General features: G+C 66.3%; 22 protein-coding genes. 14 read left to right on the top strand and 8 right to left on the bottom strand.

Features of this window, described 5'->3' with window-relative positions:
- The 7 genes from FIU91_RS03355 (at position 1) to FIU91_RS03385 (ending at position 9,661) form a co-directional block, all read left to right on the top strand.
- Positions 1-3,732 carry an AAA family ATPase gene (locus FIU91_RS03355; RefSeq protein ID WP_152461424.1) on the top strand — a complete coding sequence of 1,244 codons (3,732 nt, stop codon included), beginning with the start codon at positions 1-3 and terminating at the stop codon, positions 3,730-3,732.
- A gap of 152 nt (positions 3,733-3,884) precedes the next feature.
- Positions 3,885-4,373: a hypothetical protein gene (locus FIU91_RS03360; RefSeq protein WP_152461425.1), complete on the top strand. Its 489-nt coding sequence runs from the start codon at positions 3,885-3,887 to the stop codon at positions 4,371-4,373.
- Positions 4,374-4,769: 396 nt separating this feature from the next.
- Complete coding sequence (locus FIU91_RS03365; RefSeq protein ID WP_152461426.1) at positions 4,770-5,084, top strand: hypothetical protein; 315 nt, start codon at positions 4,770-4,772, stop codon at positions 5,082-5,084.
- 1,176 nt (positions 5,085-6,260) lie between these two features.
- A complete protein-coding gene (locus FIU91_RS03370; RefSeq protein ID WP_152461427.1) occupies positions 6,261-6,617 on the top strand; it encodes a hypothetical protein in 357 nt (118 codons plus the stop codon).
- 1,146 nt (positions 6,618-7,763) lie between these two features.
- Entirely contained in the window at positions 7,764-8,462 is a 699-nt protein-coding gene (locus tag FIU91_RS03375) for a DUF4198 domain-containing protein (protein WP_254702031.1), read from the top strand.
- On the top strand, positions 8,459-8,800 hold the full coding sequence (locus tag FIU91_RS03380; protein WP_152461429.1) for a hypothetical protein: 342 nt from the start codon (positions 8,459-8,461) through the stop codon (positions 8,798-8,800). Before FIU91_RS03375 ends, FIU91_RS03380 begins: the two co-directional genes overlap by 4 nt.
- 36 nt (positions 8,801-8,836) lie before the next feature.
- The gene (locus FIU91_RS03385) at positions 8,837-9,661 is read left to right on the top strand and encodes a DUF4198 domain-containing protein (protein WP_152461430.1); all 825 of its coding nucleotides are present in this window, start codon (positions 8,837-8,839) and stop codon (positions 9,659-9,661) included.
- Positions 9,662-9,664: 3 nt separating this feature from the next.
- Here the strand turns inward: FIU91_RS03385 and gspD are convergent, their stop codons facing one another.
- The 5 genes from gspD to gspG are packed head-to-tail and all read right to left on the bottom strand — an operon-like array spanning position 9,665 to position 13,865.
- Positions 9,665-11,608 carry a type II secretion system secretin GspD gene (gspD, locus tag FIU91_RS03390; RefSeq protein WP_254702032.1) on the bottom strand — a complete coding sequence of 648 codons (1,944 nt, stop codon included), beginning with the start codon at positions 11,606-11,608 and terminating at the stop codon, positions 9,665-9,667.
- 14 nt (positions 11,609-11,622) lie between these two features.
- A complete protein-coding gene (locus tag FIU91_RS03395; RefSeq protein ID WP_152461431.1) occupies positions 11,623-12,507 on the bottom strand; it encodes a type II secretion system protein N in 885 nt (294 codons plus the stop codon).
- Entirely contained in the window at positions 12,504-12,866 is a 363-nt protein-coding gene (locus FIU91_RS19320; protein WP_172975051.1) for a prepilin-type N-terminal cleavage/methylation domain-containing protein, read from the bottom strand. Before FIU91_RS19320 ends, FIU91_RS03395 begins: the two co-directional genes overlap by 4 nt.
- Positions 12,863-13,405, bottom strand: a complete 543-nt coding sequence (locus tag FIU91_RS03405) for a prepilin-type N-terminal cleavage/methylation domain-containing protein (protein ID WP_152461433.1) — start codon at positions 13,403-13,405, stop codon at positions 12,863-12,865. The genes FIU91_RS19320 and FIU91_RS03405 overlap by 4 nt, the downstream gene beginning before the upstream one ends.
- On the bottom strand, positions 13,353-13,865 hold the full coding sequence (gspG, locus tag FIU91_RS03410) for a type II secretion system major pseudopilin GspG (RefSeq protein ID WP_152461434.1): 513 nt from the start codon (positions 13,863-13,865) through the stop codon (positions 13,353-13,355). The genes FIU91_RS03405 and gspG overlap by 53 nt, the downstream gene beginning before the upstream one ends.
- 106 nt (positions 13,866-13,971) lie before the next feature.
- Here gspG and gspL point away from each other — a divergent pair, with 106 nt between their 5' ends.
- Genes gspL through FIU91_RS03430 form a run of 4 tightly spaced genes read left to right on the top strand, consistent with a single transcriptional unit; the run spans position 13,972 to position 18,338 of the window.
- Complete coding sequence (gspL, locus tag FIU91_RS03415; RefSeq protein ID WP_172974922.1) at positions 13,972-15,114, top strand: type II secretion system protein GspL; 1,143 nt, start codon at positions 13,972-13,974, stop codon at positions 15,112-15,114.
- Positions 15,111-15,572: a type II secretion system protein GspM gene (gene gspM / locus FIU91_RS03420; protein WP_152461436.1), complete on the top strand. Its 462-nt coding sequence runs from the start codon at positions 15,111-15,113 to the stop codon at positions 15,570-15,572. The genes gspL and gspM overlap by 4 nt, the downstream gene beginning before the upstream one ends.
- Positions 15,569-17,113 (top strand): GspE/PulE family protein, encoded by a 1,545-nt coding sequence (locus tag FIU91_RS03425; protein ID WP_152461437.1) that lies wholly within the window; start codon positions 15,569-15,571, stop codon positions 17,111-17,113. The genes gspM and FIU91_RS03425 overlap by 4 nt, the downstream gene beginning before the upstream one ends.
- 4 nt (positions 17,114-17,117) lie before the next feature.
- Positions 17,118-18,338, top strand: a complete 1,221-nt coding sequence (locus FIU91_RS03430) for a type II secretion system F family protein (RefSeq protein WP_152461438.1) — start codon at positions 17,118-17,120, stop codon at positions 18,336-18,338.
- Positions 18,339-18,343: 5 nt separating this feature from the next.
- Here FIU91_RS03430 and FIU91_RS03435 read toward each other — a convergent pair whose 3' ends face one another.
- A complete protein-coding gene (locus FIU91_RS03435; RefSeq protein ID WP_152461439.1) occupies positions 18,344-19,024 on the bottom strand; it encodes a hypothetical protein in 681 nt (226 codons plus the stop codon).
- A gap of 2 nt (positions 19,025-19,026) precedes the next feature.
- Here FIU91_RS03435 and FIU91_RS03440 point away from each other — a divergent pair, with 2 nt between their 5' ends.
- Genes FIU91_RS03440 through FIU91_RS03450 form a run of 3 tightly spaced genes read left to right on the top strand, consistent with a single transcriptional unit; the run spans position 19,027 to position 21,511 of the window.
- The gene (locus FIU91_RS03440) at positions 19,027-20,103 is read left to right on the top strand and encodes a penicillin-binding protein activator (protein WP_172974923.1); all 1,077 of its coding nucleotides are present in this window, start codon (positions 19,027-19,029) and stop codon (positions 20,101-20,103) included.
- The gene (locus tag FIU91_RS03445) at positions 20,100-20,660 is read left to right on the top strand and encodes a type II secretion system protein GspJ (protein WP_152463628.1); all 561 of its coding nucleotides are present in this window, start codon (positions 20,100-20,102) and stop codon (positions 20,658-20,660) included. The genes FIU91_RS03440 and FIU91_RS03445 overlap by 4 nt, the downstream gene beginning before the upstream one ends.
- Positions 20,657-21,511 carry a general secretion pathway protein GspK gene (locus FIU91_RS03450; RefSeq protein ID WP_152461441.1) on the top strand — a complete coding sequence of 285 codons (855 nt, stop codon included), beginning with the start codon at positions 20,657-20,659 and terminating at the stop codon, positions 21,509-21,511. The genes FIU91_RS03445 and FIU91_RS03450 overlap by 4 nt, the downstream gene beginning before the upstream one ends.
- A gap of 57 nt (positions 21,512-21,568) precedes the next feature.
- Here the strand turns inward: FIU91_RS03450 and FIU91_RS03455 are convergent, their stop codons facing one another.
- Both FIU91_RS03455 and FIU91_RS03460 read right to left on the bottom strand, forming a co-directional pair.
- Positions 21,569-21,790 (bottom strand): hypothetical protein, encoded by a 222-nt coding sequence (locus FIU91_RS03455; protein WP_152461442.1) that lies wholly within the window; start codon positions 21,788-21,790, stop codon positions 21,569-21,571.
- A gap of 15 nt (positions 21,791-21,805) precedes the next feature.
- Positions 21,806-23,365: a DUF4331 domain-containing protein gene (locus FIU91_RS03460; RefSeq protein WP_152461443.1), complete on the bottom strand. Its 1,560-nt coding sequence runs from the start codon at positions 23,363-23,365 to the stop codon at positions 21,806-21,808.
- Positions 23,366-23,408: the final 43 nt, after the last annotated feature.

Below are 23,408 nucleotides of genomic sequence, written 5' to 3' on the forward strand. Positions count from 1 at the left end.
ATGCAGATCCTGACCATCCGCGGCGCGAACCTCGCGAGCCTCGCCGACACGTTCGAGATCGACCTGACCGAAGAGCCGCTGCGCTCGGCCGGTCTCTTCGCGATCACCGGCAAGACCGGCGCCGGCAAGTCGACGATCCTCGATGCGCTGTGCCTTGCGCTCTACGGCAGCTGCCCGAGGCTCTCGAGCCAGGGCGTGAACGACGACGTGCCCGACATCGCCGGCGAGTTCATCAAGTCGAGCGATCCGCGCGCCATGCTGCGCCGGGGCGCCGCCCAGGGCTTCGCCGAGGTCACCTTCCGGGGGCCCGACGGGATGACCTACCGCGCCAGCTGGACTGCGCGGCGCGCCCGCGGCAAGGCCGAGGGGCGGCTGCAGAACGTCGAGCGGGCCCTGACGCGCGTCGACGACGACACGCTCATCGAGAGCCAGATCAACGCCGTGCGTGACCGGGTCACCGATATCACGGGCCTCGCCTACGAGGAATTCCGCCGCACGGTCCTCTTGGCGCAGGGCGATTTCGACGCCTTCCTGCGCGCGAATACCCCTGAGCGCGCCGCGCTCCTGGAGAAGGTGACCGGAACGGGCATCTACCGGGACATCTCCCGGCGCATCTACGCGCGCCACGAGGAGGCGAAGGCCGCGCTCGCCACGCTCGAGACGAAGCGCTCGGCCACGAACGCGCTGACCGACGAGGCCCGCCAGGCGATGCGCGAGGAATCCGACACGCTCGGCAAGCAGATCGCGGCGACCCTCGCCGAGATCGCCGGCCTCGAGGCGAAGATCCAGGTCCACGTCGCCGTCACTGAGGCGCGGTCCCGCGTCACCAAGGCGGAGGCCGCGGAGCGCGACGCACGTGCGGCCGTGGAGGCGGCGAAAGACGATCGCGCGACGCTCGGACGGATCGAGACCGCCCACGGTCTCAAGAGCGAGCAGGGCCGTGCTCTCTCCGCGGACCGGGCGGTGAGCGATCTCGAGCGCGAGGAGAAGGCTGCTGCCGAGGAACAGACCCGGCGGGCCGGAGACCTCGAGAAAGCCGTGGAGGCGCACCGGAGCGCCGTCACCGCCGCCGAGGAGGCGGAGCGGGTCTTCAAGGCGTTCGGGCCGCAATGGACGGAGGCAACGAAGCTCGACGAGCTGATCGTTACCGCCAAGGGCGAAGTCGAGAAGGCCACGCAGGCCCGGTCGGAGATGGAAACCCACCAAAAGACCGCCGCGAAGATTCTCGCGGAGCTGCAGGGCCGGGACAAGTCCGCGTCGGAGGCGCTCGACGGCGCGCTCGCGCAGATGAAGCGGGCGCCGGACGCGCATCGCCTGGCCGACAACTGGACCCAGGTCCAGGCGCTCCTCGATGAGCGCACCGAGGCACGGAAGACCGAAACCGGTGCCCGCAAAGCCGCGATCGGGGCGCGCAAGGAGGCCGCGGACGCCGAAAAGCGACGCGCGGCGCTGACCGCCGCCGACACCGCGGACCGCGCCAAGCTCGCCGAGCTGGAGACCGCGCGTCAGACGGCGCAGGCCCGTCTCGACGAGATCTCGAAGGACGATCCCCAGGCCCGGATGGACCGGCTGACGAGGGGCGAGCAGGGCCTCAAGGACATGACCCGCGCCGCCGGCGCGCATGACAAGGCATCGACGCGCAAGGCGACCGCCGAGATCCGCATCTCCGAGGAGACGACGAAGCAGGCCGCCGCGACGGACGCACACGGCAAGGCCGAGACAGAGATCGCCCGCGCGGATGCCGCGATCGCGGCGCTGCAGGCGCCGGTCGACCGCGCCGAGGCGGCGGCGTCGGACATGGCGGCCGAGCTGCGGCGGTCCCTCGAACCGGAGGCGCCGTGCCCGGTCTGTGGATCGAAGAGCCATCCCGTGGAAGCGGACGACGCCCTGAGCCGCATCGCGCGCGAGATGCGCCAGGAGCTCGAGGCCGAGCGCCGCGCCCTCGAGACGGCCCTCCGGGCGCTCGACACCGCGGCAAGGGCGCGCGACGCGGCCGCTCTTGCGATCAAGACGGCCACGGAGGCGCGTGACACGGCTGCCAAGGCCATCACCGAGGCCGAGACAGCCTTCGCCGAGGCGCGTCGCCAGACCCTGGAGAGCGGCCTCACACAGCTGCCGGAGAGCCCGGCCGGCGCCAAGGAGGCGCTGGCTACGCTCACAGGCAAGCTGGCCGCGCGGCGCGCGGAGATCGCGGAGCTGATTGCCGAGCAGGGGCGCCTGCGCACGGCCCTCGAGGAGACGCGCAAGGCGGTCCAGACCCATTCCGGGACTATCGATACTCGCGCCCCGAATCACGAGGCGGAGGTCCGGATCGTCTCGGAGAAGACATCGGCGGCCTCGCTCGCGGACCAGGAAGCGGCGCATGCGGTGCGACGGATCGCCGACATCGACCGCGAGATCTCGCCAGCGCTGGCCGCGGTCAACTTGACGCCCGAGAAGCTCGATGCGGATCCTGTCGGCGTGCGCGGCAAGCTCGACAGCATCGCCCAGTGGTGGACCACGCAGATCTCTCGCCGGGACTCTGCCGAGGCCACGCGCCGCGAGCTCGCGCCGCAGATCGCCTCCGCGATCTCGGCGGCCCGATCGGCGCAGTCGAACCTCAATACCGCCCTGCGCGCCGAGAAAGACCGCACGGAGGCGCTGGCCACGCTGCGCGCCAAGCGGGCGGAGATGCTCGGCGGAGAGGACACCGAGGCGCACCGGACCCGGCACAATGAGGCCCGCCTGAAGGCGTCCGTGGAAAAGGAGCGCCTCGCGGCCGCCGTGTCCGAAGCCCATAGCCTGAAATCCGGCGCCGATGCCCGCCTCAAGGCGGCGCGCGATGCCCTCGTGCCGGCGCGAAAGGAACAGGCGGAGGCCAAGACCGACCTCGATGCCAAGCTCGCCGAGGCCGGGCTCAGCCGCGAGGAGCTGGCGGTTCTGCTCGGCAAGGGCGCGGCGGAGGTCACGCGCCTCAAAGGCATCCTCAAGTCGATCGACGAGGCGCTCACTGGCACAATCTCCACGCTGGCGGCGCGCCAGGGCGATCTCAAGGAGCGCCTCGACAAGGGTCTTCCCGAAGAGGCCGAGCCCGACCTGCGCGCCGCCAAGGCGACGCGCGAGGAGGCCCGCGACGAGATGCGCGAGCGGACCGGGGCGATTACCCAGGCGTTCAAGGCCGACGACGCGCTCCGCGAACATCTCAAGGGGCTCGACGCCGAGATCCGGGCGGCGAAAGAGACCTGCGATACATGGCGCGCGGTCAACGAGGCGGTGGGCTCGAAGCAGGGCGGGAAGTTCGCCCAGATCGCCCAGTCCGTGACGCTCTCGCTGCTCGTGGAGCGCGCCAACCTGCACCTGGCGGATCTCAAGCCGCGCTACCGGCTGATGCAGGGCGGCGAAGACCTGGCGCTACACATTATCGACGGCGATATGGGCGACGAGGTTCGCTCCACGCGCTCCCTCTCGGGCGGCGAGCGGTTCCTCGTGTCGCTCTCGCTGGCGCTTGCCCTGTCGCAGATGGGCGGGCAGGGCGGCCTGGCCGCGACGCTCTTCATCGACGAGGGGTTCGGATCTCTCGATGCCGAAGACCTCGACATTGCCATGGACGCCCTCGAGACGCTGCAGGCGCAGGGCCGAACGATCGGCGTGATCTCCCACGTGGAGGCGATGAAGGATCGCATCCCGGTCCAGGTGCGCGTTACGCGCCGCGGCGCGGGCGCCAGCACGATCGAGCTCGCGGGCGCCGCTTGATGGATAAGCCCCATCGACGAGATGCATTGATCATCATTTGCCGATGCTCGGATCAGTCTCTGCCTAGGATATGTGGATAACCTCGCCGCCGCGCTTAAGTGCCAAGTCTGAGCGCATACCTCGTCATCGTTCAACAACGGAGATGACGAGACATGCCCAAGACACCGAAAAAGACCGACGCCGAAATTCGCACGGCGATCCTCAGCTATCGCGAACAGTATAGCGAATGGCCCACCTACAAGCAGACTCGTGACGTTCTCGGGGGGCCTGCCAGCAACGATCGGCTGGCCCGAATCTTTCCGGAGGCCAAGAAAGAGGTGGAGCAGAGCTCGGGTTCCGCAACGGCCCCTGGGCTTGAGGCCGCGATCGTGACTGTGATCCATGCCGAGCTTGATGTCACCGAAGAACCTCTGCTCGCACTTCAGGACATCCGCCGCAGGGTGATTGAGGCCCTCGATACGGCGGAGCGGCAGCGCCTGGAGCGCGAGGTCGGACGGCGGCGCGCGTTGCAGGAGGCATTGCGGTCTGTGGGCGGCCTCCTCGGTAGCGTGGGCGAGCAGGTTGATGCCGCCGCGGTTTGCGCGAGGGGTGCTCGCCCTGCGTTCCGCCCGAATTTTCCGGGCGCGCGATCCGACGTCTGAGCCGAGTGAGGGGCCACCGGGCACCTCCTGTGGTCCCGCTGACCCACCAACTTCCCGCGAAATACTTTATGGGGGTGCCGCCGTGCGTCGGGCCGGATCGCACGATTGTCGAGTGATCCGGCACTGACTGACACCATGGCAGGGCAGGTCATTCGGTTTCCTTAATGAGCTGGAAAAAAGGAACAATTCGCTTCGCGCAACTCCGTTCGGGAGCGCGGCAGCGGAGATCGGCTCGTTACGCAACGCTCGCCAGCGAGGTCATCCTTTCACGATAATCCGAGGAGCCGTGATCGGGATCTGTCGCTCTGGAGCGAGGCCCCTCGAGCGGACCCGCAGGACAGGAGCTGAAGAATGGGACATCGTCGGAACCGCGAGAGGCAAACGAAGCCGCGTAGAATGCACGCGACCGAAATGGAATGGCAAATGGTGCGCGAAAGGGCCGAGACGGCCGGGCTCTCGATGTCCGCGTATCTTGTCGACGCTGCACTTACTCGCCCGGATCATACCTCGCGCTCTTTCCAGGTCGATGCGATCCGTCTCTTGACTGTATCCCAGCAAACTCTGTCGGAAATCTCGGACAGCATCGCAGGGCGCGAGGCCGCACTCGACCACCTCCTACTCGCGACCGCACTCGACCAGGTCGCCGCGCGGCTCGAGAAGATCGCCGCGGCCGTCGCGGCTGGCGGTGCCGGACGGAAGGGCGCGAGATGATCCTAACGTGGTCAAAACACCAGAGCGGACCGGCTTCCGCCGCGATCGGCTATTTCCTGCATGAGCAGGTCCGAAAACAAGTGGGTGGTCGTCAAGCGACCACCCATCGCGATCCCGCACCCGAAATTCTGTTCGGAGTCCCATCTCTCGTCGGTGCGTATATTGACGCTCTGCCGTTCCAAGCACGCTATCGGTCCTGCGTGTTGAGTTTCTCGGCTGACGAGCTCGATGTCCGGACATTCAATGGTGGGGAGTTCGCGTCACGAACCGCTGTGTCCGGTGCCCTGCGATTGCTATTCGAGTTGGGCTATGCCGGCGTGCCGCTAGCCGCCCGACCGCCGGTCCTCGCATCGACGCACACGCATCTGGGACGTCTTGAGGTCAATGTGCTGCTGCCGCGTGCAGTTGGACTTCCTGGTCAGCGGATACGGAGCATCAACCCGCATCCACCCGGACTTGCAAGCCGCGACGACTGGGATGCATACACCGATGTCGTCAATGCGACTTACGGCTGGGCCGACCCTCGTTGTCCGATGCGCCGGCGGCATGTCACGCCACCGGGATGGATGGCCAAGGAGGCCGCTGAGTTGATGCGGCGGGCCGAGCGAGGCGGGCCGGTCGGCGTCGACCAGAGCGACGCACGCTACCGAGCCTGGTCGCTCTGCCGCCAAGCGACCGCGGCGGGCCTCGCCACTCGCAAAGAGATCGTTGCGCATGTCGATGCGGGCCTCGGACCACACGATTGGGCGGTCACGAGCCAGTCCGCACACGACATCACGTGCGGGCCGATAGACGGGCGGGGACCTCGTGTCACCTTTCGTGGCGCCGCGCTCGGCGACGGTGCTGAGGATGCGATTGATCCCTTCGTCGCGATGGTGGCACGTCAGGATGAGATCGCCGCGGCTCCGGCGAAGCTCGCCGAAGCGCATAGACGCCGGGCGGAGTTCAATCGCCACCTGGGGAGCGGGACTTGGCCAGTCGTTATTCGATCGGATCCCGCAGAGCTACTCGACGGCCCGACAGCGCTGATGACGTCCGGCGGCGCCCGGCGTTCTCTGCTCGGACGTCTGATCAATCGGCTTATGACAACGCTATCCGACCTCCTTTTGGCCAGGGCGTTCACCGCGCTCGCGCCGAAACCCCTGACACAGCTTGCAATCAATCTGGAGACTACCTGTGACGAACTCACTCGACGCAAATCCCGTCAGCAGCCGCGTGGAGCGCTTGATCGAACTCCTCGAAACGCTCCTCGAACGCCGGACAGACGGATCGCTAGCGGACCGACTCGACGACATCATCGACCAGCTCTCCCGCCTCGAGCGCGCGATGACGAGCGCGTCGCGCCTGATGGACGAGGCGGCCCCGAGGTTGACAGGGGCAGTGACGCTGGACGACCTCCAGGCCACGGAGCGGCGAATGGAGGAGGCGCTCGCCCGGCACGCGGCGTCCCAGGCAGAGATGGCTTCGAGGATCGACCATATGATCGAGATGCTCGGCCTGCCGCCGGCTCGCGGGCGGAATGGCTCGCAGTGACGCTAGGCCTCGTGCGAGAAATTTGCGGAGGACCGCGACGCGTCTTTTTTCGGCGTGGCTGGGAAGCGGTGGAATACCTCGTTGTCGAAGACGATGCGGAGGAGGTCGTCCTTGAGTTTTCGTCCGGCGAGCCCGATCCGGCTTGGCGGCGGCTGTTACGTGAACAACTTGTGGGGAACTCGGGCACTCTACAGGACGCCGACGCTAAGAACCACGGCTTGGAGGACCCCGAGATGTAAGGAAACGACTGCGTCATACGCTTGCGGCGCACCGCCACTCACGAAGCAGTAGACGGAACGTCGTGAGATCGCGCGCTTCCTCGAGCCGAGCGCCCAAAATCAAGATGCGGGCAAATTGGACCTTAAACGAAGGGGGTGTCCGCAAACTGTGTTGGTCCGCTATGCGGACTTTCCGGTCATTCGGTGGCCAACCGATACAACTGCAGCATGACAATGGAGGCGCTCGCAGCTGCAGAAACTGGGGTTCTGCGTCGCGGCGCAGATCGCGGAAGCAGTCGTAGAAGGCTGCGCCGGACCAGGGAATCTAAACCCACCTTTCGCTGCGCCTCGTCGCAGCGCCGCCGACGCGGGACCTTTCTGCCGTTCGCTGCACATGCTCACATTAAGCCGTATCTACGAAGTCATGCGGAAGGAACGCCGGCTTCCGGACTCTTGCCGCGAAGGCGGGATGTTTTCGGCCAATCTGCGAAAGCGGACTTCATCGGCGTCTTGGTTTTCAGCTATTCCGCGCGGCGCCGTATAATCGCTCTGAGCGCTGATCCAGAAACACACAATGCTTGCCGCGCGCGCTCGCCGCACCGACTTTGGACAATCATGAGACCCCCAAGAGGCTGCGACCGGGTCACGGTATCAGTGAGCCTTAAGGTAGTCTCGCCTGGGTTCGGTGGGTGCGTTGGGCAACAGGACGCAGTCGCTCGCCTCGCCGGTCGTCCGCGCCCCACCATTAGAAGCAACCCGGTCAAAGCTTGAAGCGACGCGAAACTTTACACGGACGTCGCACGTGCATGCGGTGTTAGACTTAGGGCAAACGTTATAGGGGAGGAGCACTATGCCGATTCGGCTATCGCAGATTGGACTTACTGGAATTCTTACGGCGGCCGCGACGGCGGCGTCCGCGCACTACGGAATGATCATTCCTTCAGACAACATGGTCGACCAAGAGGATGGCCGGTCGGTCTCGCTCACCTTGTCATTCTCGCACCCGTTCGAAGGTGACGGCATGTTGCTGGACGAGCCGGTGTCCTTCGGCGTCACTCGCGAAGGCGAGACCACAGACCTTCTCGGCCTCCTTCAGGAAACCGAGGTGATGGGCCAACCCGGCTTCATGCTCGACTATCCGCTGGAGGCACCGGGAACGCACATCTTCGCGATGGAGCCCCAGCCCTACTGGGAACCGAGCGAAGATAGTTTTATCATTCATTATACCAAAACCTATGTCAGCGCCTACGGCGATGATGGCGGCTGGGATGCGGAATTGGGACTCCGGACCGAGATTGTCCCGCTATCGAAACCCTTCGCACTTTGGACCGGGAATGCGTTTCAGGGCGTGGTGATGCTGGACGGCGAACCAGTGCCGCATTCCGAGGTCGAGATCGAATACTATAATGAGGATGGCTCGGCGGTGGCGCCGTCCGACCTGATGATCACTCAGACAGTCAAGGCCGATGAGAACGGCGTCTTCACGTATGTCGCCCCGCGCGGCGGCTGGTGGGGTTTCGCTGCGCTGAACACCGCGCCCGAAACAATGGAGCGTGAGGGCATGGAAAAAGCGGTGGAACTTGGTGCGGTGATGTGGGTGCGGTTCGAAGACTGGGCTCAGCGATGATCGGGCGCCGCGCCTGTGGTTTTCTCGCCATCGCGCTATGCTCCGCGCAGTCGGTCGCTGCGCATCATTTCAACGTCTATGCCTGGACGGACTGCCAGGTGATAGAGGTGCGTGCTACGAGCGAAAGCGGCAAGCTGGCTGCGACGGGCGATATCCGGCTGCGCGACGACGGCGGCAACATCGTCGGTTCGTATGATCTCGCGCCCGGCGAGGCGACGGAAGTTCCACTGGACGGGGTCGACCTGTCGGGCGGACTGCGGGTCGAGGTGCAGTCCGGACCGCACGAGGATTATTGGCAGCTGACCCAAGAAGACATCGCGCGGGCCTGTGCGTCCTGAAAGCGCGCCGAACAAGCCAAAAAAGAAAGCCTTACCATGCCACTTTCTTGCGGATCGCACATTGCAGGTGCCGTGCTACTCGCGTCTGTAATCCCATTGCGGGTGTTGGCGCACGAGACATGGCTCGACGTGCAAGACTGGCGACCTGCACCGAACGATCAGATCCGGGCGGACATCAGCAACGGACACATGTTCGATGGCCAGACACTTCCTTGGCTCGACCAGCTCATCGACGGGGTGACGCTTGTCGATGACGTTGGGAGCCTCGCCGTCGAGGGCGAGAACGGCGATATGCCCGCGGTCGAGGTTGCAGCACGTTCGGAGGGACTTGCGATCCTCGTCTACGAATCGCGGTACCGCGCGCTCACCTACGACAGCTTCGATGTGTTCCGTGGGTTTCTTGTCGACAAGGACGAGACCTGGGTGCTGGGCGAGCATGCGACGCGCAATCTGCCGACAAACGGGGTGAGGGAGGCGTATCGGCGTTTCTCGAAGGCGCTCGTTGCCGTCGGTGCGGGGCGTGGCACGGATCGGGTCACCGGAATGGAGATGGAACTCGTTGCCGAGGCGAACCCCTACACCTCCCCTGGCGACCCGTTTGCTGTGCGGCTTCTGCATAATGGCGCGCCGAAGGCGAGCGAGCGGGTGACCCTCTACAGCCGTGACGCGTCCGGCGCAGTCGAGATCCAAATGGCGCACACAGACCCGAACGGTCGTGCGGAATTCTCGCTCAAGCCGGATCGAGAGTACCTGGTCGACGCCGTGCTGATGCGCAAACCGGGGCGCGAGGTCGCTGCGGAACACCGCGTAATGTGGGAGTCACTTTGGGCGTCGCTCACCTTCGCGACGCCAGCGGACTGACGGTTAGTAAAGACCGTTGATCTCGAGCGGCAGCTTGTCGACCTTGCGTTCTTTTAGAAGGCTGCGCGGCGGCTCTGCTGCGTCGGCGCTGCGCAGGCGCTGATAGCGGCGGTCGGCGACGACCCGCGCCTTGTGTTCGCTGTCGATAACCGTCGGGCGCATGAACACGAAGAGTGTCCTACGAGTTTGATCGACGCTACGCGAGCGGAAGATATTGCCCAAGACTGGAACGTCGCCGAGGCCCGGTACCTTGGAATTCGAGCTTTGTGCGTCGTCGGTGATGAGTCCGCCTAGCACGATAGTGCCGCCGTCGCGCGACTGCACCGTAGTCTCGATTAGACGGCGGTTGGTGATCAGGTCGGCTGCGCCCTGCACGTTCGCGTTGACGAGCGAGGACACTTCTTGGCTGATATCAAGCCGCACGATGCCGTTCGAGGTCACGCGGGGCAGGACCTCCATGGTGATGCCGACATCCTGACGTTCTATCGTGGTGAACGGGCTCAGCGTGTTGCCGTCTGTGGCAAAACTACCGGTCCGGAACGGGACGTTTTGGCCCACAATGATGGTGGCGGACTGGTTGTCCATCGTGGTGATCGAGGGGGTCGACAGCAGGTTGGCGCGGGTCGACTGACCGAGCGCCTGGACCAGCACGCCGAACTCGTCGCTGCTGCCCGCGAGGGTGAGTCCCGGCGTCAGGCCGCTCGCGCCGGGCACACCGAGCGCCGAGAGCACCGCACTGAGCGACGCGCCACCCTGAGAAAACGACGTGGAGGCGAAGCCCGTGTTCGGCAGGTTGTCGGCGAAACCAAGCTGCACGCCGAGACGTTCGCCGATTTCGCCCGAGACCTCGACGATGGCCGCCTCGATCATGACCTGCGCGCGCTCCTTGTCGAGCGAGCGCACGATGGCGATGACTTCCTCGATTTGCCGCGCAGTACCGCGGATCACCACGGCGTTAGTCTGTGTAGAGGCCTGCACTGCCACCGCGGGTGCCGGGCCCTCGGGCAAGGCGACGCCGGGCTGGCCTTCGCCTCCCTCGCCCACCGCGGCGGCGACCGGATTGGTCAGCTCGGTGGCGCCGCCCAGGGTGCCGTTAACGACCTCGGCCACCACCTCGGCGTCGGCGTATTGCAGTTCGTAAACATAGGTCCGCAGCTGCGCCTGCGGCGGCTCGCGCGGGGCGATGTCCATGTCGCGCACAAGATCGCGCACCATCGAGATGTCGACCTCGGTGCCGCGCACCAAAAGCGTGTTGGATGTAGGGTCGCTCGACAGCCGCGCGCCGGTCCCGGCGGAGCCCAGCACCTCGTTGATCGCCTGTAGCACCGCGTCGGCATCGGCGTAATTGAAGCGCACGACTTCCGTGCGCAGGTTCTCTGGTCCGTCGAAGGTGCGGGCGATCTCGACAATACGCTCCACGTTCGCACGAGTGTCGGTGACGATGATGGCGTTAGGATCACTAAGGGCTTCAATGTAGCCCGCCTCGGCCACCAGCGGACGCAACACGCGAACTGCCTCTTCGGCTGGCAACCGGTCGAGTTCGACGATGCGGGTTGTTGTATCTTGACGGCCGGACAGCACGCCGCCCACCGGCATGCCCTTGGTACGGGCATCGGCCTCCGACACGATTTCCCACACTACGCCGCTTTCGACGGCGACGAAGCCGCGCACGCGCAGGATCGACTGAAAAAGTTCCCATACCCCAGCCTGGCTGAGCGCTTCAGCCGAGATAACCGTGACTTCGCCAGCGAGCGCGGGGTCCACGACCAGCGTTCGGCCGGTGATCTCGGACACCTGCTCGGCCAGTGCCGAAATATCTGCATTGCGTAGATTGATGACGAAGTCGCCATCATTTGAAAGACCCTGCGACCACGCCCGGTCGGCCGACACGCACGCGAATGCGATCATCGCCAGGCAGATGCAGATGAGGCGGCCGATTGGCTTCAAACCGTGTTGACCTTTCATCTCAGCGGAAACGACATCAGCAGCGTTTCTCCGTCCCTGACTACTTCCAGGCGGGCTTGGCCCGAGGCCGCAATTTCGTCGTAGAACGCTCGGTCCCGATCCGGATCGCCAACGTCCTGCCCGTTCACGCGCGTCACCCGGTCGCCCGGCTTCAGCCCCGCCATCGTAACACCGATGTTCGGATTTTCAGCGATGGTATAACCACCATCCCCTGGGACCAAGCCAATCGTGTCTAGGACGGATTGCGGATCGGCGATGATGCGTTCGCGCCACAAGTCGATGTAATCCTGCGTGGTCTCGGGGGGCGGCGCCTCACGCAGATCGAGCGATCCGCGGCCAGGTACGATCGCGGCACGCAGCCGGTCGAGCGGCGATGGCGGCGGCGCGGCGTCCGGTGTCCGCGTCGACCCGGTGTCCGGAGCGCCCTCGTGCGCGCCGTCGAAGCCGAAGCGGCGCGGGTCCCCGTCGATGTCGACCTCCACGAAGTCCACGGCGATGGCAACTAGAACGGCGTTTTCGGCCAGATCGTCACCGATCCGGTACCGGTCGACGTTACCGCTGACGGCAATGAGCGCGCGCGACCGTGCTGGATCGGACGCGACCAGCACGCCGTGCAGCACCAAGTCGAGCATACGCCCAGTCGCCCCCACATTTTCAGACGCAGTCGGCGCGGCCGGAGCGCCGAACGGTGCGAATGCGAGGATGTTCTCGGTGCCTACCGGCGGGGAGGCGCCGTCTTCGGTCAACGGCGCCTCGAAGCGTTCCGGCACGACACCGGTGTGACCGGCCAGATGCGCGGCCAGCCGCGCGCCCGGCGGCACGAGCGTCGCGCAGAGGGCGGCGACGGCACAGATCGCGACCAGGCGGGGCAAATTGCTCATTGCGCGGCTCCGTCCGGCAAGTAGCCGACCAACGTGACCAGCGGGTCACCCGGCGGGCCAGCAACAATCCGCACCTCCACGAGACCGCTGCCACCCAGCGCGCGGCGCTCTGTATTGGTGTCGATCTCTTGGCCAAGTGCGGTGCTCCATTCGGCGCGCATCTCAAAGCCGAGTTGCACTGACACGAGCGCGTTCTCGGCCACCCAGCGCGCAACGATCCGGTCGGCAAGGCCGCGGGTCTCGGCGGCGTGCCTTTCGGCGGCGGTGAGCAGAGTCGCCGCGCCAAAGCCCAGAACCGTCATGGCAACAAGCGCCTCGATCAGGGTGAACCCTGCGTCAGGTGCGCGTGCGGGCCTCATTGGAGAGGCTCCACGTAGGCAGACAGCCCGTCGAATGCCACATTCGCGCGGGCGCCGATGCGGAAGATCGTGGTTCTCCCCGGGGGCGGCGCGGCGTCTGGCCCGATCGTGAGGCGCCCCTCGGTCGCGCCGGTGTCGCCCGCGAGGCTCAGGGCACGCGAAACCGTCTGCCGCTCCGCGAGGCGCGGGTTGCCGTGCGGGCGCCAGTCTTCCTCTCTCCATTCCACGAAGCTGTAGCCGTCCCGTCGCCAGTCGAGCGCGGCGGCTCGGCCGGACACCAGGCTTTCCTCAACGGCAATGCTCAGCCGAGCCGCCAGAAGCTCGGAGTCTTGCCGGACGGCTTGGTCCGCGCGGTCGCCCGGCCGCACGCTTAGCGAAACCAGACCCGCGCTTACCCCGATCAGCGCCAGCACCACCAAAACCTCTAGCAGGGTGACGCCAGCGTCACGGCCTCGTCCGTGCCGCGATGAGCGCGCCCGCAACATGTCAGCCGCCCGCCTCTTGCCGTGCGCCGCGCCCGATATCGGCGTTGACGGCATCACCGCCAGGGCGTCCGTCCGCGCCGAGGCTGATTAGGTCGAACGCCCCGGACTGACCGGGCGAACGATAGACATACGCGTTGCCCCACGGATCCTCAGGCATGGTGTCGAGATACCCTTCCGCCGGGAAGGTTTCGGGGACCGGCGGCGCACTCGGGCGCTCGACCAGCGCGGCCAGCCCCTGCGCGGTCGTGGGATAGACGCGATTATCGAGGCGATAGAGCTCCAGCGCACTCTCTATGCTGCGCAGATCGGTCTCGGCGACCGTGGCGCGCGCCTCGTCGGGGCGGCCGACGACGTTGGGCACGATCATGGCCGCCACGACAGCGATGATGACCAGAACCACCATCATCTCGATCAACGTCACGCCGGATTCGGGATGTCTGGCGCGCACGGCACCACTGCGTCGCGGGCTGATGCGACCGACCGCCGAGGCGCGCCGAATTCGAGCTGGTGTCATGAAACTCTCTTTCTCCTTGCGGCGTGTATCAGTTACCATACTAAATAATCGCCACGAAGAGGTGCAGATTTCATACACCGGAAGCATCGTGCTGATAAAGGCAAATTTGGGAAAATATACGGCCCGCCGGCCGGACACCGCGCCGATCGACGTCCCGGTCAGGCCGGGCCACGAAGATGCCAGGGTCGGCGACATCGGCCCGCTGGCCGCGCGTCTTCGGCGCGCGGCCGGCAGGGATATCTACGTCGTACCGGCCGAGCATGTAACGCTCTTGAACGTGACGCTGCCGCTGCGGTCGAACCGCCAGCGCCTCGCCGCCTTGCCGTTCGCCGTCGAGGATCGTCTGGCCGCGCCGCTCGAAGATCTGCACGTAGCGCTATGCGGCCACGGACCGGATGGCGGGATCGTCGCAGCGGCCCTCGCGCGAGACGTAATGGCGGACGCGGCGCGGGACCGCCCCGGCTTACCTGTCATACCCGAACAGCTTGCCCTTCGCGTGCCGCACCCCGTCGTCGAAGGGCCACCGGCATGGTTGGCCTTCCGCCAGGGCGCGCGCGTGGTCGTTCGTCTTGCCGATGGCACCGGATTTGCCGCGGGGGCGACCGCCTTGCCCGATCTTTGGCTGCGCGCCGGGCGTCCAGCAGTCCAATCCCTAGGCCAAGCCTTGCCAGACGGGATCGACTGGACACCGGGCGAGGATGTCCGGCCCAGCCAGGCCGATCTGTCCATCGACCTGCGCCAGGGCGTGTTTCGCCCGCCGAGCGGCTGGGTCCGCCCGCTGCGGGCCGCTGCTGCCGCCTTGCCGGTCGTCGCACTTCTGCATCTCGCGCTGGCCTGGGCCGATCTACAAGCGCTGCACGGCGTTGCACTGGACGCGCGGGCCGAAACTGAGGCGGCACTGGCCGAAAAGGTTCCCTCGGCGACCGTGTTCGACGATCCACGCATGCTGTGGTCGCGCCTAGTGGCGCGCGATGACGCTGGACCCGGCGACGGCGGCCTGGTGCCGCTGCTGGACCGTGCCTCGGGCTCGCTTATGGGCGCGGGCCTCGCCGTAACAGTGGACCGCATGGTCTGGTCGACAGCTCCCAACACTCTGGCTCTGTCGGTCACCGCGCCGACACTGGACATTCTGCAAGAGACCGAAGAGGCGCTGCGCCTCGCAGGGCTGTCGGTCACAGCCGGGACCGCCACCGCCGGCGAATCCGGCGCGCAGTCGGAACTGACCATCCGCGACGGCGACGGCGGATGAGCGCGCTCGCCAATCTCAGCCCGCGAGAGCGGATGATGCTGCTGTTTTGCGCCGTGCTGATCCCTGCACTAGTGCTGTGGCGCTTTGCCTGGCAGCCGATTCAGGCTGAACGTGCCGCGCTGAACGATGAAATCGCTCGCTATCTGGCGCTCCGCCGCGTGGCCGAGCAGGTGGACGTGGCGCCGGGTGGGACAGCGCAAACGGCGGAAATGCCGTTGGCGGCGCTGTCCCAGCGCGCGACGCGCAGCGCCGAGGCGGCGAGCGTGCGGATCACGCGCATCGACCCGCGGGGCGCGAGCTTGACGTTGGTGGTGCAGGAAGCGGCGTTCCGCGAAATCTTGGCTTGGATCGTGGCGCTGGAACGCGAGGAACGCGCGAGAGTCACCGCGCTCGAGGTCGACCGTCTGACGGTCCCCGGCACGGTCAGCGCTCGGCTCACGCTGGAGGACGCGGGATGACGGACACCGCCGAAACCGACGCTACGGAAACTGATCAGATCGGGGATCGGCCCATCGTGTCCTACGCCTTCGCCAAGGCGCACGGCGCGATCGTTGAGCCAGACTTGGACGGCGCTCTAGTCTGCCGGCACCTCGGAACAGCCGACCTGCTAGCGCTCATGGAGGCGCAACGCGCGGCCGGGCAACTCGTCGCCTTCGAGGAGGTCGGCGGGGAGACCTTTGAGGATGCGCTCGGGCGCATCTTCCGCAATGACGCCACCGAGGCGGCACAGATGGCAGCGCGGGACGGCGACGATCTGTCCGCGCTGGCCGAGACTGCCGCTTCGGTCGACGATCTCCTAGACCAGAACGACGACGCACCGGTGGTACGGCTAATCAACGCGTTGCTGCTGCAGGCGGTCAAGGAAGGCGCCTCTGACATGCACGTGGAGGTAGAGGAGCGCCGCTTGGTAGTGCGCTTCCGCGTCGATGGCGTGTTGCGCGACGTGATCGAGCCAAAGCGCGCGCTCGCGCCTCTGCTGGCAAGCCGCCTCAAGGTTATGGGCAAGCTCGACATCGCCGAAAAGCGGCTGCCGCAGGACGGACGCGTGTCGGTACGGGTGGGCGGGTACGAACTCGACGTGCGGATCTCCACCTTGCCGTCGCAATTCGGCGAACGGGTGGTACTGCGCCTGCTGGACCGCGGCCAGACTCAGCGCGGCATCGCGCATCTGGGCATGTCCGAGCACGACCGCGCCGCCTTTGAGCATGTCATAGCCGCGCCAGAGGGGCTGGTCCTAGTCACCGGTCCGACCGGGTCTGGCAAAACCACGTCGCTGTACGCCGCGCTCGGTCATCTCAACGACCGCGAGCGCAACATCCTGACCGTCGAGGATCCCATCGAGTATTCAATGGACGGCATCGGGCAAATGCAGGTGAACCCCAAGACCGACCTGACTTTTGCCCGCGGCCTGCGCGCGCTTCTGCGGCAGGACCCCGACGTCATCATGGTGGGCGAGATCCGTGATGCCGAGACCGCCAAGATCGCGGTCGAGAGCGCGATGACGGGGCATCTTGTGCTGTCGACGCTGCACACCAACACCGCCATCGGCGCGGTGTCTCGGCTGATCGACATGGGGGTGGAGCGGTTCCTGCTGGCGCCGATGGTCCGCGGGCTTGTCGCGCAGCGTCTGGTGCGCCGACTTTGCGCCGAATGCCGCGCGCCGCATGAGCTGAGCGCGGCGGAGTCAAAGCTGCTGTCGGGCGCACTGCCCGAAGGCGAAAAGGTCTGGCGCGCGGCCGGCTGCGAGGCCTGCGGGCAGTCCGGCTATCGCGGCCGCCTGCCGATCTACGAGATCGTCGTCGCCGACCGCGAGATCGAGGCGATGATCCATTCCGGCGCATCCGAGGCGGACCTCACGGCCGCAGCGCGCGCGAAGGCGCCGGGCATCCTGCAGGACGGGGCGCGGAAGATGTGCGAGGGTCTGACCACCGCCGATGAGGTCGTCCGGGCGGTGCGCGAGGACAGCGCACCCGGCCGACCCGCGCAGGCGGCGGAATAGCCCGTTGGCCGCGTTTCTCTACAAGGCGGTCGATGCCGACGGGCGCCGCGCCCGCGGGCTTATCGAGGCCGCGAGCGAAAGCGCCGCGCGGTCCGAATTGCGCCAGCGCAAGCTGTTGCCGCTGTCGGTTGAGCCGACGCGGCGGCGCCCCGGACAGGCGTCTTCGCGCGACCGGGCGCCGCGATCCTCCCGGCTCGGGCCGAAGCGGCTGGCGCTTCTCACGCGGCAGCTTGCCACGCTGGTGGGTGCCAATGTGCGCATCGAGGACGCTCTGCGGGTCGTCGCGGGTCAGACGCGGAACTCGCGCGAGGGGTCCTTGCTGCTGAACCTTCGCGGCGCGGTGCTCGACGGGCGAAGCTTTGCCGCGGCACTCGATGACAATCCCACGAGCTTCGACGAATATTACCGCGCCTCGGTGCGCGCGGGCGAGACCTCGGGGCGGCTGAGCCAGGTGATGGACCACCTCGCGCTGCACATCGAGGAACAGGCCAAGAACCGCCAGAGCCTGCAACTGGCGCTAATCTATCCGGCGCTCCTGACCATCGTTTCCGTTGTCGTGATCTCTGCGCTTCTGGCCTTCGTTGTGCCTGATATCGTACGGGTGTTTACCTCGCGCGGGGCGGAGCTGCCGGTGCTGACCCGTGTGCTGATCGCGGCCTCGGACTGGCTGACGACATGGGGGCCGGTAGCGGCGGTGGCGATTGCTAGTACGATCATGGCGGGCCTTGCTGGCCTGCGTCGGCCGGCCGTGCGCGCGCGCTGGCACCATTTGCTCGCGACCACGTGGCCCATGCGCGGCCCGGTAATCAAGATCGCGTCGGCGCGTTTTTCGGGCACGCTGGCCACGCTGGTGCAAAGCGGTGTGCCGCTGGCCGAGGCGCTCCGGGCGGCGACGGATACTGTCCCGAACCTCTATCTTCGCAACCGCCTCGCAGCGCTCGCGCAGCGGGTATCCGACGGGGTGGCGCTGTCCCGCGCGGCGGAAGAGTCGGGGATATTCCCGCCGATGCTGGTGGCGATGATCGCCAGCGGCGAGGCCGGCGGTACGCTTGGTCAAAGCCTCGAGCGCAGCGCAGCGGAACAATCGGCCGACCTTAAGGCAAAAGTTGCGACCATCGTCGCGTTGGTGGAACCGGGCGTGCTGCTTGTCATGGGGGGAATCGTCATGCTGCTTGTCCTCGCGATCCTGATGCCCATCGTCAGCCTGAACGATCTGGCCGGATGATCGGCTCAGAAGGAGTATTCGAGAGTCAGCGGTCCATTCTTGGGCAGCGCCGGATAGATATCCGCCGCCGCCTCGAGAATCGAGAGAATGGCGCGGCCCGCGCCGTCGATCTGGAAATAGGCGAGAGGCCGGTCGCCGCCGGCGTCGAGGCGCCCGGCAGCGGTATTGTCCTCGGTGGAGAAGATCAGATTTTGCTCTGGCAGCTCGACGTCTCGCGCCCCTTTCGCGCACGTGCCGGCGGGCAGCGTAACCCTCCCATCGGCCCGGGTCGCGCCACCGGCCTTCAGTAGCGTCACTTCGTCGACCCGAGCCGTCATGCCGCAGCGCCACGCACCGGGGACCAGCTGCGCCAAGCCCGGCCCCGCGCGCCCGGACACCGCCGCGATGCCGATCTCGCGCGGATAAAGCCGCAGATCGCCGACGAGCCGGGTATCGCTGCCCTCCAGCCGCAGCGTGCCGCCGAACCCGGGCCAGGGGCGAAGGCCAGGCCGCGTCGACCAAGTCAGCGTGTACCCTTGCGGGAGGTCCGCCCCACCCATCCGCAGGGTACCGTAAACGGCATGTACCTGTGGCGGCAGATCGAGCGAACGTGTAAGAATCGTCATCGGAGCGAGATAGAGGAGCGCGCCGCCAAGCGCGCCGAGGCCAACACATGCGATACCCAGAAAAACCGCGATCCGCGCCAACCATGACGCGCCGCGCGACATCCTCGCGGCGGGCGATCCTGAAGGGGCTGGCTGCGTCATCGGTTTCGGTCCTTGGGGGCTGCGGCATCGGCGAGGAGATTGGCGGCAGCAGCGCTTCCGGCGGGCCAGGCAGGGCGGCGCTGCTGCTGCCGCTGTCGGGTTCGTCCGAGCAACTAGGCCAGATGCTGCAGACCGCCGCAAGCCTTGGTGGCGGTCCGGGCATCGGCATCGACATCTTCGACACGGGCTCGACCCCTGAGGAGGCGGCGGCGGCAGCGAGGAACGCCGTCGATGCCGGCGCCAACATGCTGATCGGACCGGTGTTCGGGGCGCAGGCCCGCGCGGTCGCCGCTGCCGTGCCTAACCAAGTGCCGGTCGTGACGATGTCGAACGACGCCTCGCTGGCAGGCAGCGGCCTCTATGTCTTCGGCATCACCCCGGCCCATTCGGCGCAGGCGGTGCTGAGCCTCGCTGCGCAGCGCAACTTGCGCGATGTCGCGGTGATCGTACCGCCCGGAGCGTTCGGTGCGCAGTCGGTCGCGGCGGTGCAGGCGCTCGCTCCGCAACTAGGGATTCAGCTGCGCGCACCCATTGTGCGCGGCGACCCCGCCGGAATCGGCGCGGCGCTCGCCGATGGCGGGGGCACGCCCGACGCGGTCTATCTGCCCGCCGCCGATGGTACTCTGGCCCCTTTTGCCCGCGCGCTCTCAGGCCTCGACATCCAACTTCTGGGATCGGCGCAATGGTCGGCCCTGGATCTCGAAAGCGACCCGGCATTCAACGGCGCCTGGTTTGCGGCGCCCGACCCATTGCGATTCGCGCCGTTCCGCGATGCCTTCGCCGAGGCGACGGGATCGAACGCAGGGATCATCGCGGGACTGACCTACGATGGCACCGAATTGGCGCGCACGCTCGGTCGTCAGGGCCGCCAGTCGCGCCGCGGATTGCAGGCCGAGGACGGCTTTTCCGGAGTGCTTGGGCCTTACCGGTTTCTGCGCTCGGGACTCTGTCAACGCGGCCTTGCGGTGTTGCGCGTCGGGTCAGGCGATTTCGCGCTGATCGGTGCTACTTCGGTATGACGCCGCCGCGGCTACGGCTCGGGGACGCAGGCCTGACGCTTGTCGAGGTGCTGGTGGCGCTGGCGCTCTTCGCGCTTGTCAGTGTCGCGGGGCTGACCATGCTCGACACTGTGATTCGGGTGAACGACCGGACGGCTTCGCGGCTCGAGCGGCTGGCCGAGATCGACCGCGCGCTCCTGGTCTTACGCCGCGACCTCGCGCAAATGGCGCCGGGGCCCGTCACGCTGAACGAGGCCGGGCTCGCGTTCTCGCGCAGCTTTGAGGCGGGACCCGCGCGGATCGCCGTGCGGCTGGCCGATGGCGCGCTGATGCGCGATTTGCCTGCAGCAAGCGGTACCGCAGCGTCGCAGCAACGCCTGCTGACCGGGGTGACGGAGGCGCGCTGGCGGATTCTCAGTACTTCGCGCACTTGGTACCAGGAATGGCCGGCGGACGCAGCTTCCGAAGGTGCGTTGCCGGTCGCGGCGGAAGTGACGCTCGACCTTTTGGAGAAGGAGCCGGGGACCGGCGGGTCTCTTCTGCGCCTTTTCATCCTACCTGAGGCGGCGCGGCGATGAGGCGCGAGCCCGAAGACGGGGTAATCCTGGTCAACGTGCTGGTGATCCTTGCGCTGACCGCGGGCATCGTTGCGCTGATGTTCGGCGGCCGCGACTCAGCGCGAGAGCGTGTCGTTGGCATGGCCGATGCGGCGCGGGCCGAAGCGCTCGCGCTCGGCGCCGAAGCCTCGGTAATCGCCGAGTTGCGCCGCGACCTCGAGATCGCGCCCGAGACGGATCATTTCGGCGAACCCTGGGCACAGATCGCGCAGGAGGAGGCGCGCCTCGCCACTGGGCGCTTTTCGGTCACGATCCGCGACGCGCAGCGCAAATATGACATCAACCGGCTGGCTGGCGGCGGCCTCGGGCCTGTGACGACCCTTGCACGGCTACTGGAGGAGGTCGATCAGCCGACCGACTTAGCAGCGCAGATCGCGGCCGTACTGGCACGCGTTGGGCCGGTTGCTGCGCTGGATAACCTGACGGCGTTCGGCATTCCTGCGTCCGCGATCGACGCGATCTCCCCCTACGTTACGGCACTGCCGATCGAAGGCACAGTCAACCTTAACACGGCCGAGGCGCCGCTCATGCGGGCGATGTTCGCCAACCGTACCATCGTCGCGCGTCTGATTGCAGTCAGACAGCGGGATGGCCACATCACGCGCGACGCCTTGGCCGGCGCAGGGGCGATCCGCCCAGACCATTCGGGGTTTACCTCAAACCTCTTTGAAGTCGAGGTCGTGGCCGAGGCCGGCACGGCCGCGGTCCGTCTGCAAAGCCGGATCCTGCGGATCGACACGCTCTCGGCGCATTCGGTCGGGGTAATGTCGCGCAGGTTCGCCGAGGTTCATATCGTTGACGACCGCGAATGAAAACGGCCCCCGGCAAAGCTGCCGGGGACCGAAAAAGGGCCGGAAAGAGCCGTCCGATCAGGGATTGAAGGGCTGTAGACCCGGCGTCAGCTCCAGGTCGACATCCTGCGCATCGAACGGCTCGTCGTTCGGATCGGCGTTGAACGCGGCGACGAAGTCACTGCCGAGCGTTTCAATACCCTGCGCCGAGTCGTCGTCATCGTCATTGCCGCTCTCGTCACAGGCTGCAACGACCAGCGCACCAGCGATGAGCAGCGCGAACTTGGTGGTTCTCAACATCATTAATCCTCCGGATCAGCCGCCGGCGCCCGGAAGCGGCGCAAGCAGATACGGGAATTGCTCGCTCACGTCGAGCGCGCTGACCGGGGCACCATCGATGAAGGGTTGATCACCAACAGGCGCGTCTTGAGGGTCGCATAGGCCGAGGTTCACAAGATCGCTTTCGGTGTCTTCCTCGGCTCCCTCGATACCAAGTTCGGCCCCGAGCGGCACCGGGTGACACAGGGCCCCCATGACCACACGCAAGGCGATATCGACTACGTCATCGCCGGGGCGCCGACCGTTTGGGAACCCCGCAAGGTCTTCGCCCACGACGCCGAAATTGCTTTGCTGCGAGCGCGGCGTTGCTGGTACGGCAGTGTTGAGGCGCATCATTTCCGACGGCGTGACGTTGGCCTGCTGGTTCAGTCCGGGAAAACCGGTCAGGAACGCCGTCACGAGATCCTGACGCGGCAGGTTCGACGGCGCGATGTTTCCGTCGGCCCCGAGCGCGTCGCGGAAGAGGATGTCGATGAGCGCCGGCAGCGTTGGGTTGGTCACGTAGGTTGCCAGCGCGCCATCCTGCGTCGGCTCGGCCGCGTTGAAGAGGTCCTTGTCGGGCAGGCCGATGACCACCTCGTTCACAAGCGGTGCGGACAGACGCGACTGCTGCACCCAGGCCCCGCCATAAACGGAAGTGCCTTCGTATGTCGGCGAGGGATCCTCGATCTCGGCTTGCGGCAGGCTCGACGTCGTCCAGCCACCGATCACACCGTTTCCGTCACCGGTGACGCACGAGATCGGCAGCTCGAGCGCCAGCGAGGTTACGTTGAAACGGTCGATCAAATCGTCGTTCTCGCGGCTATTCTCAATAGACCCCTCAAGCGGCACGAGGTTCACGAGGTCGAAAATTTCGCCAAGATTCACAGCGAAGGCTTCGGCCCGCTGACCGACGAATACGCGGCCCTGGCTCGAGCACTCCGGGAGCGCGACATTGTAGATATACTGGTCGGCGTAGGCTTCGTAATCGGGGATGGTTTTCGTGCCGATGTTGTCGAGCGGCTTGACGAAGTTGCGCCGTCCGTCAACGCCGACTACTGGCTCTGCGTCGCCGCTGCGGCGGTCGCCCTGGATGACGTCGAGCGTGTATGTCTCGATTTCGTTCAGCGGATCGCTGTCGGCCCCGGTAATTGCGCCGGCTGCTTTTAGCGGTATAGCGACGGTCTCGTCGCCGATGGTTAGAGCTATGCCGTTGCCATCAGCGCCAAGTGCGTTGTCGAAATCGAATTGGAAGGTCAGATCCTCAATCGCGTCGCCATCATTATCAATGTGGATCTCGTAAATCGCATCCGCATCCATGGTGAAGTAATTCGGTCCACCGTAGGGCGCCTGTAACGGTTGATAGTTCGCTATAATGGTCACGAAGTCCTCACGCCCCGCCTGATAGCTGCGGAACATGTAGAAGTCTGTAGCATCGACCTTGGGGCTCTCTGTGATGCCGGGCGCTTCGCGGTGCGACGAGGCCTGCGCCCCGCACGCAGCTGCTACCAAGGTGGCGATAAACGCTCCTTGGCCGAGTTTCGACTTGGTTCTCATTACGTTCAACTCCCTGTAGTATTTACATGCAACTAAACAGCAC

Source organism: Roseivivax sp. THAF30 (assembly GCF_009363575.1).
GTDB classification, from domain to species: Bacteria; Pseudomonadota; Alphaproteobacteria; order Rhodobacterales; family Rhodobacteraceae; genus Roseivivax; species Roseivivax halotolerans.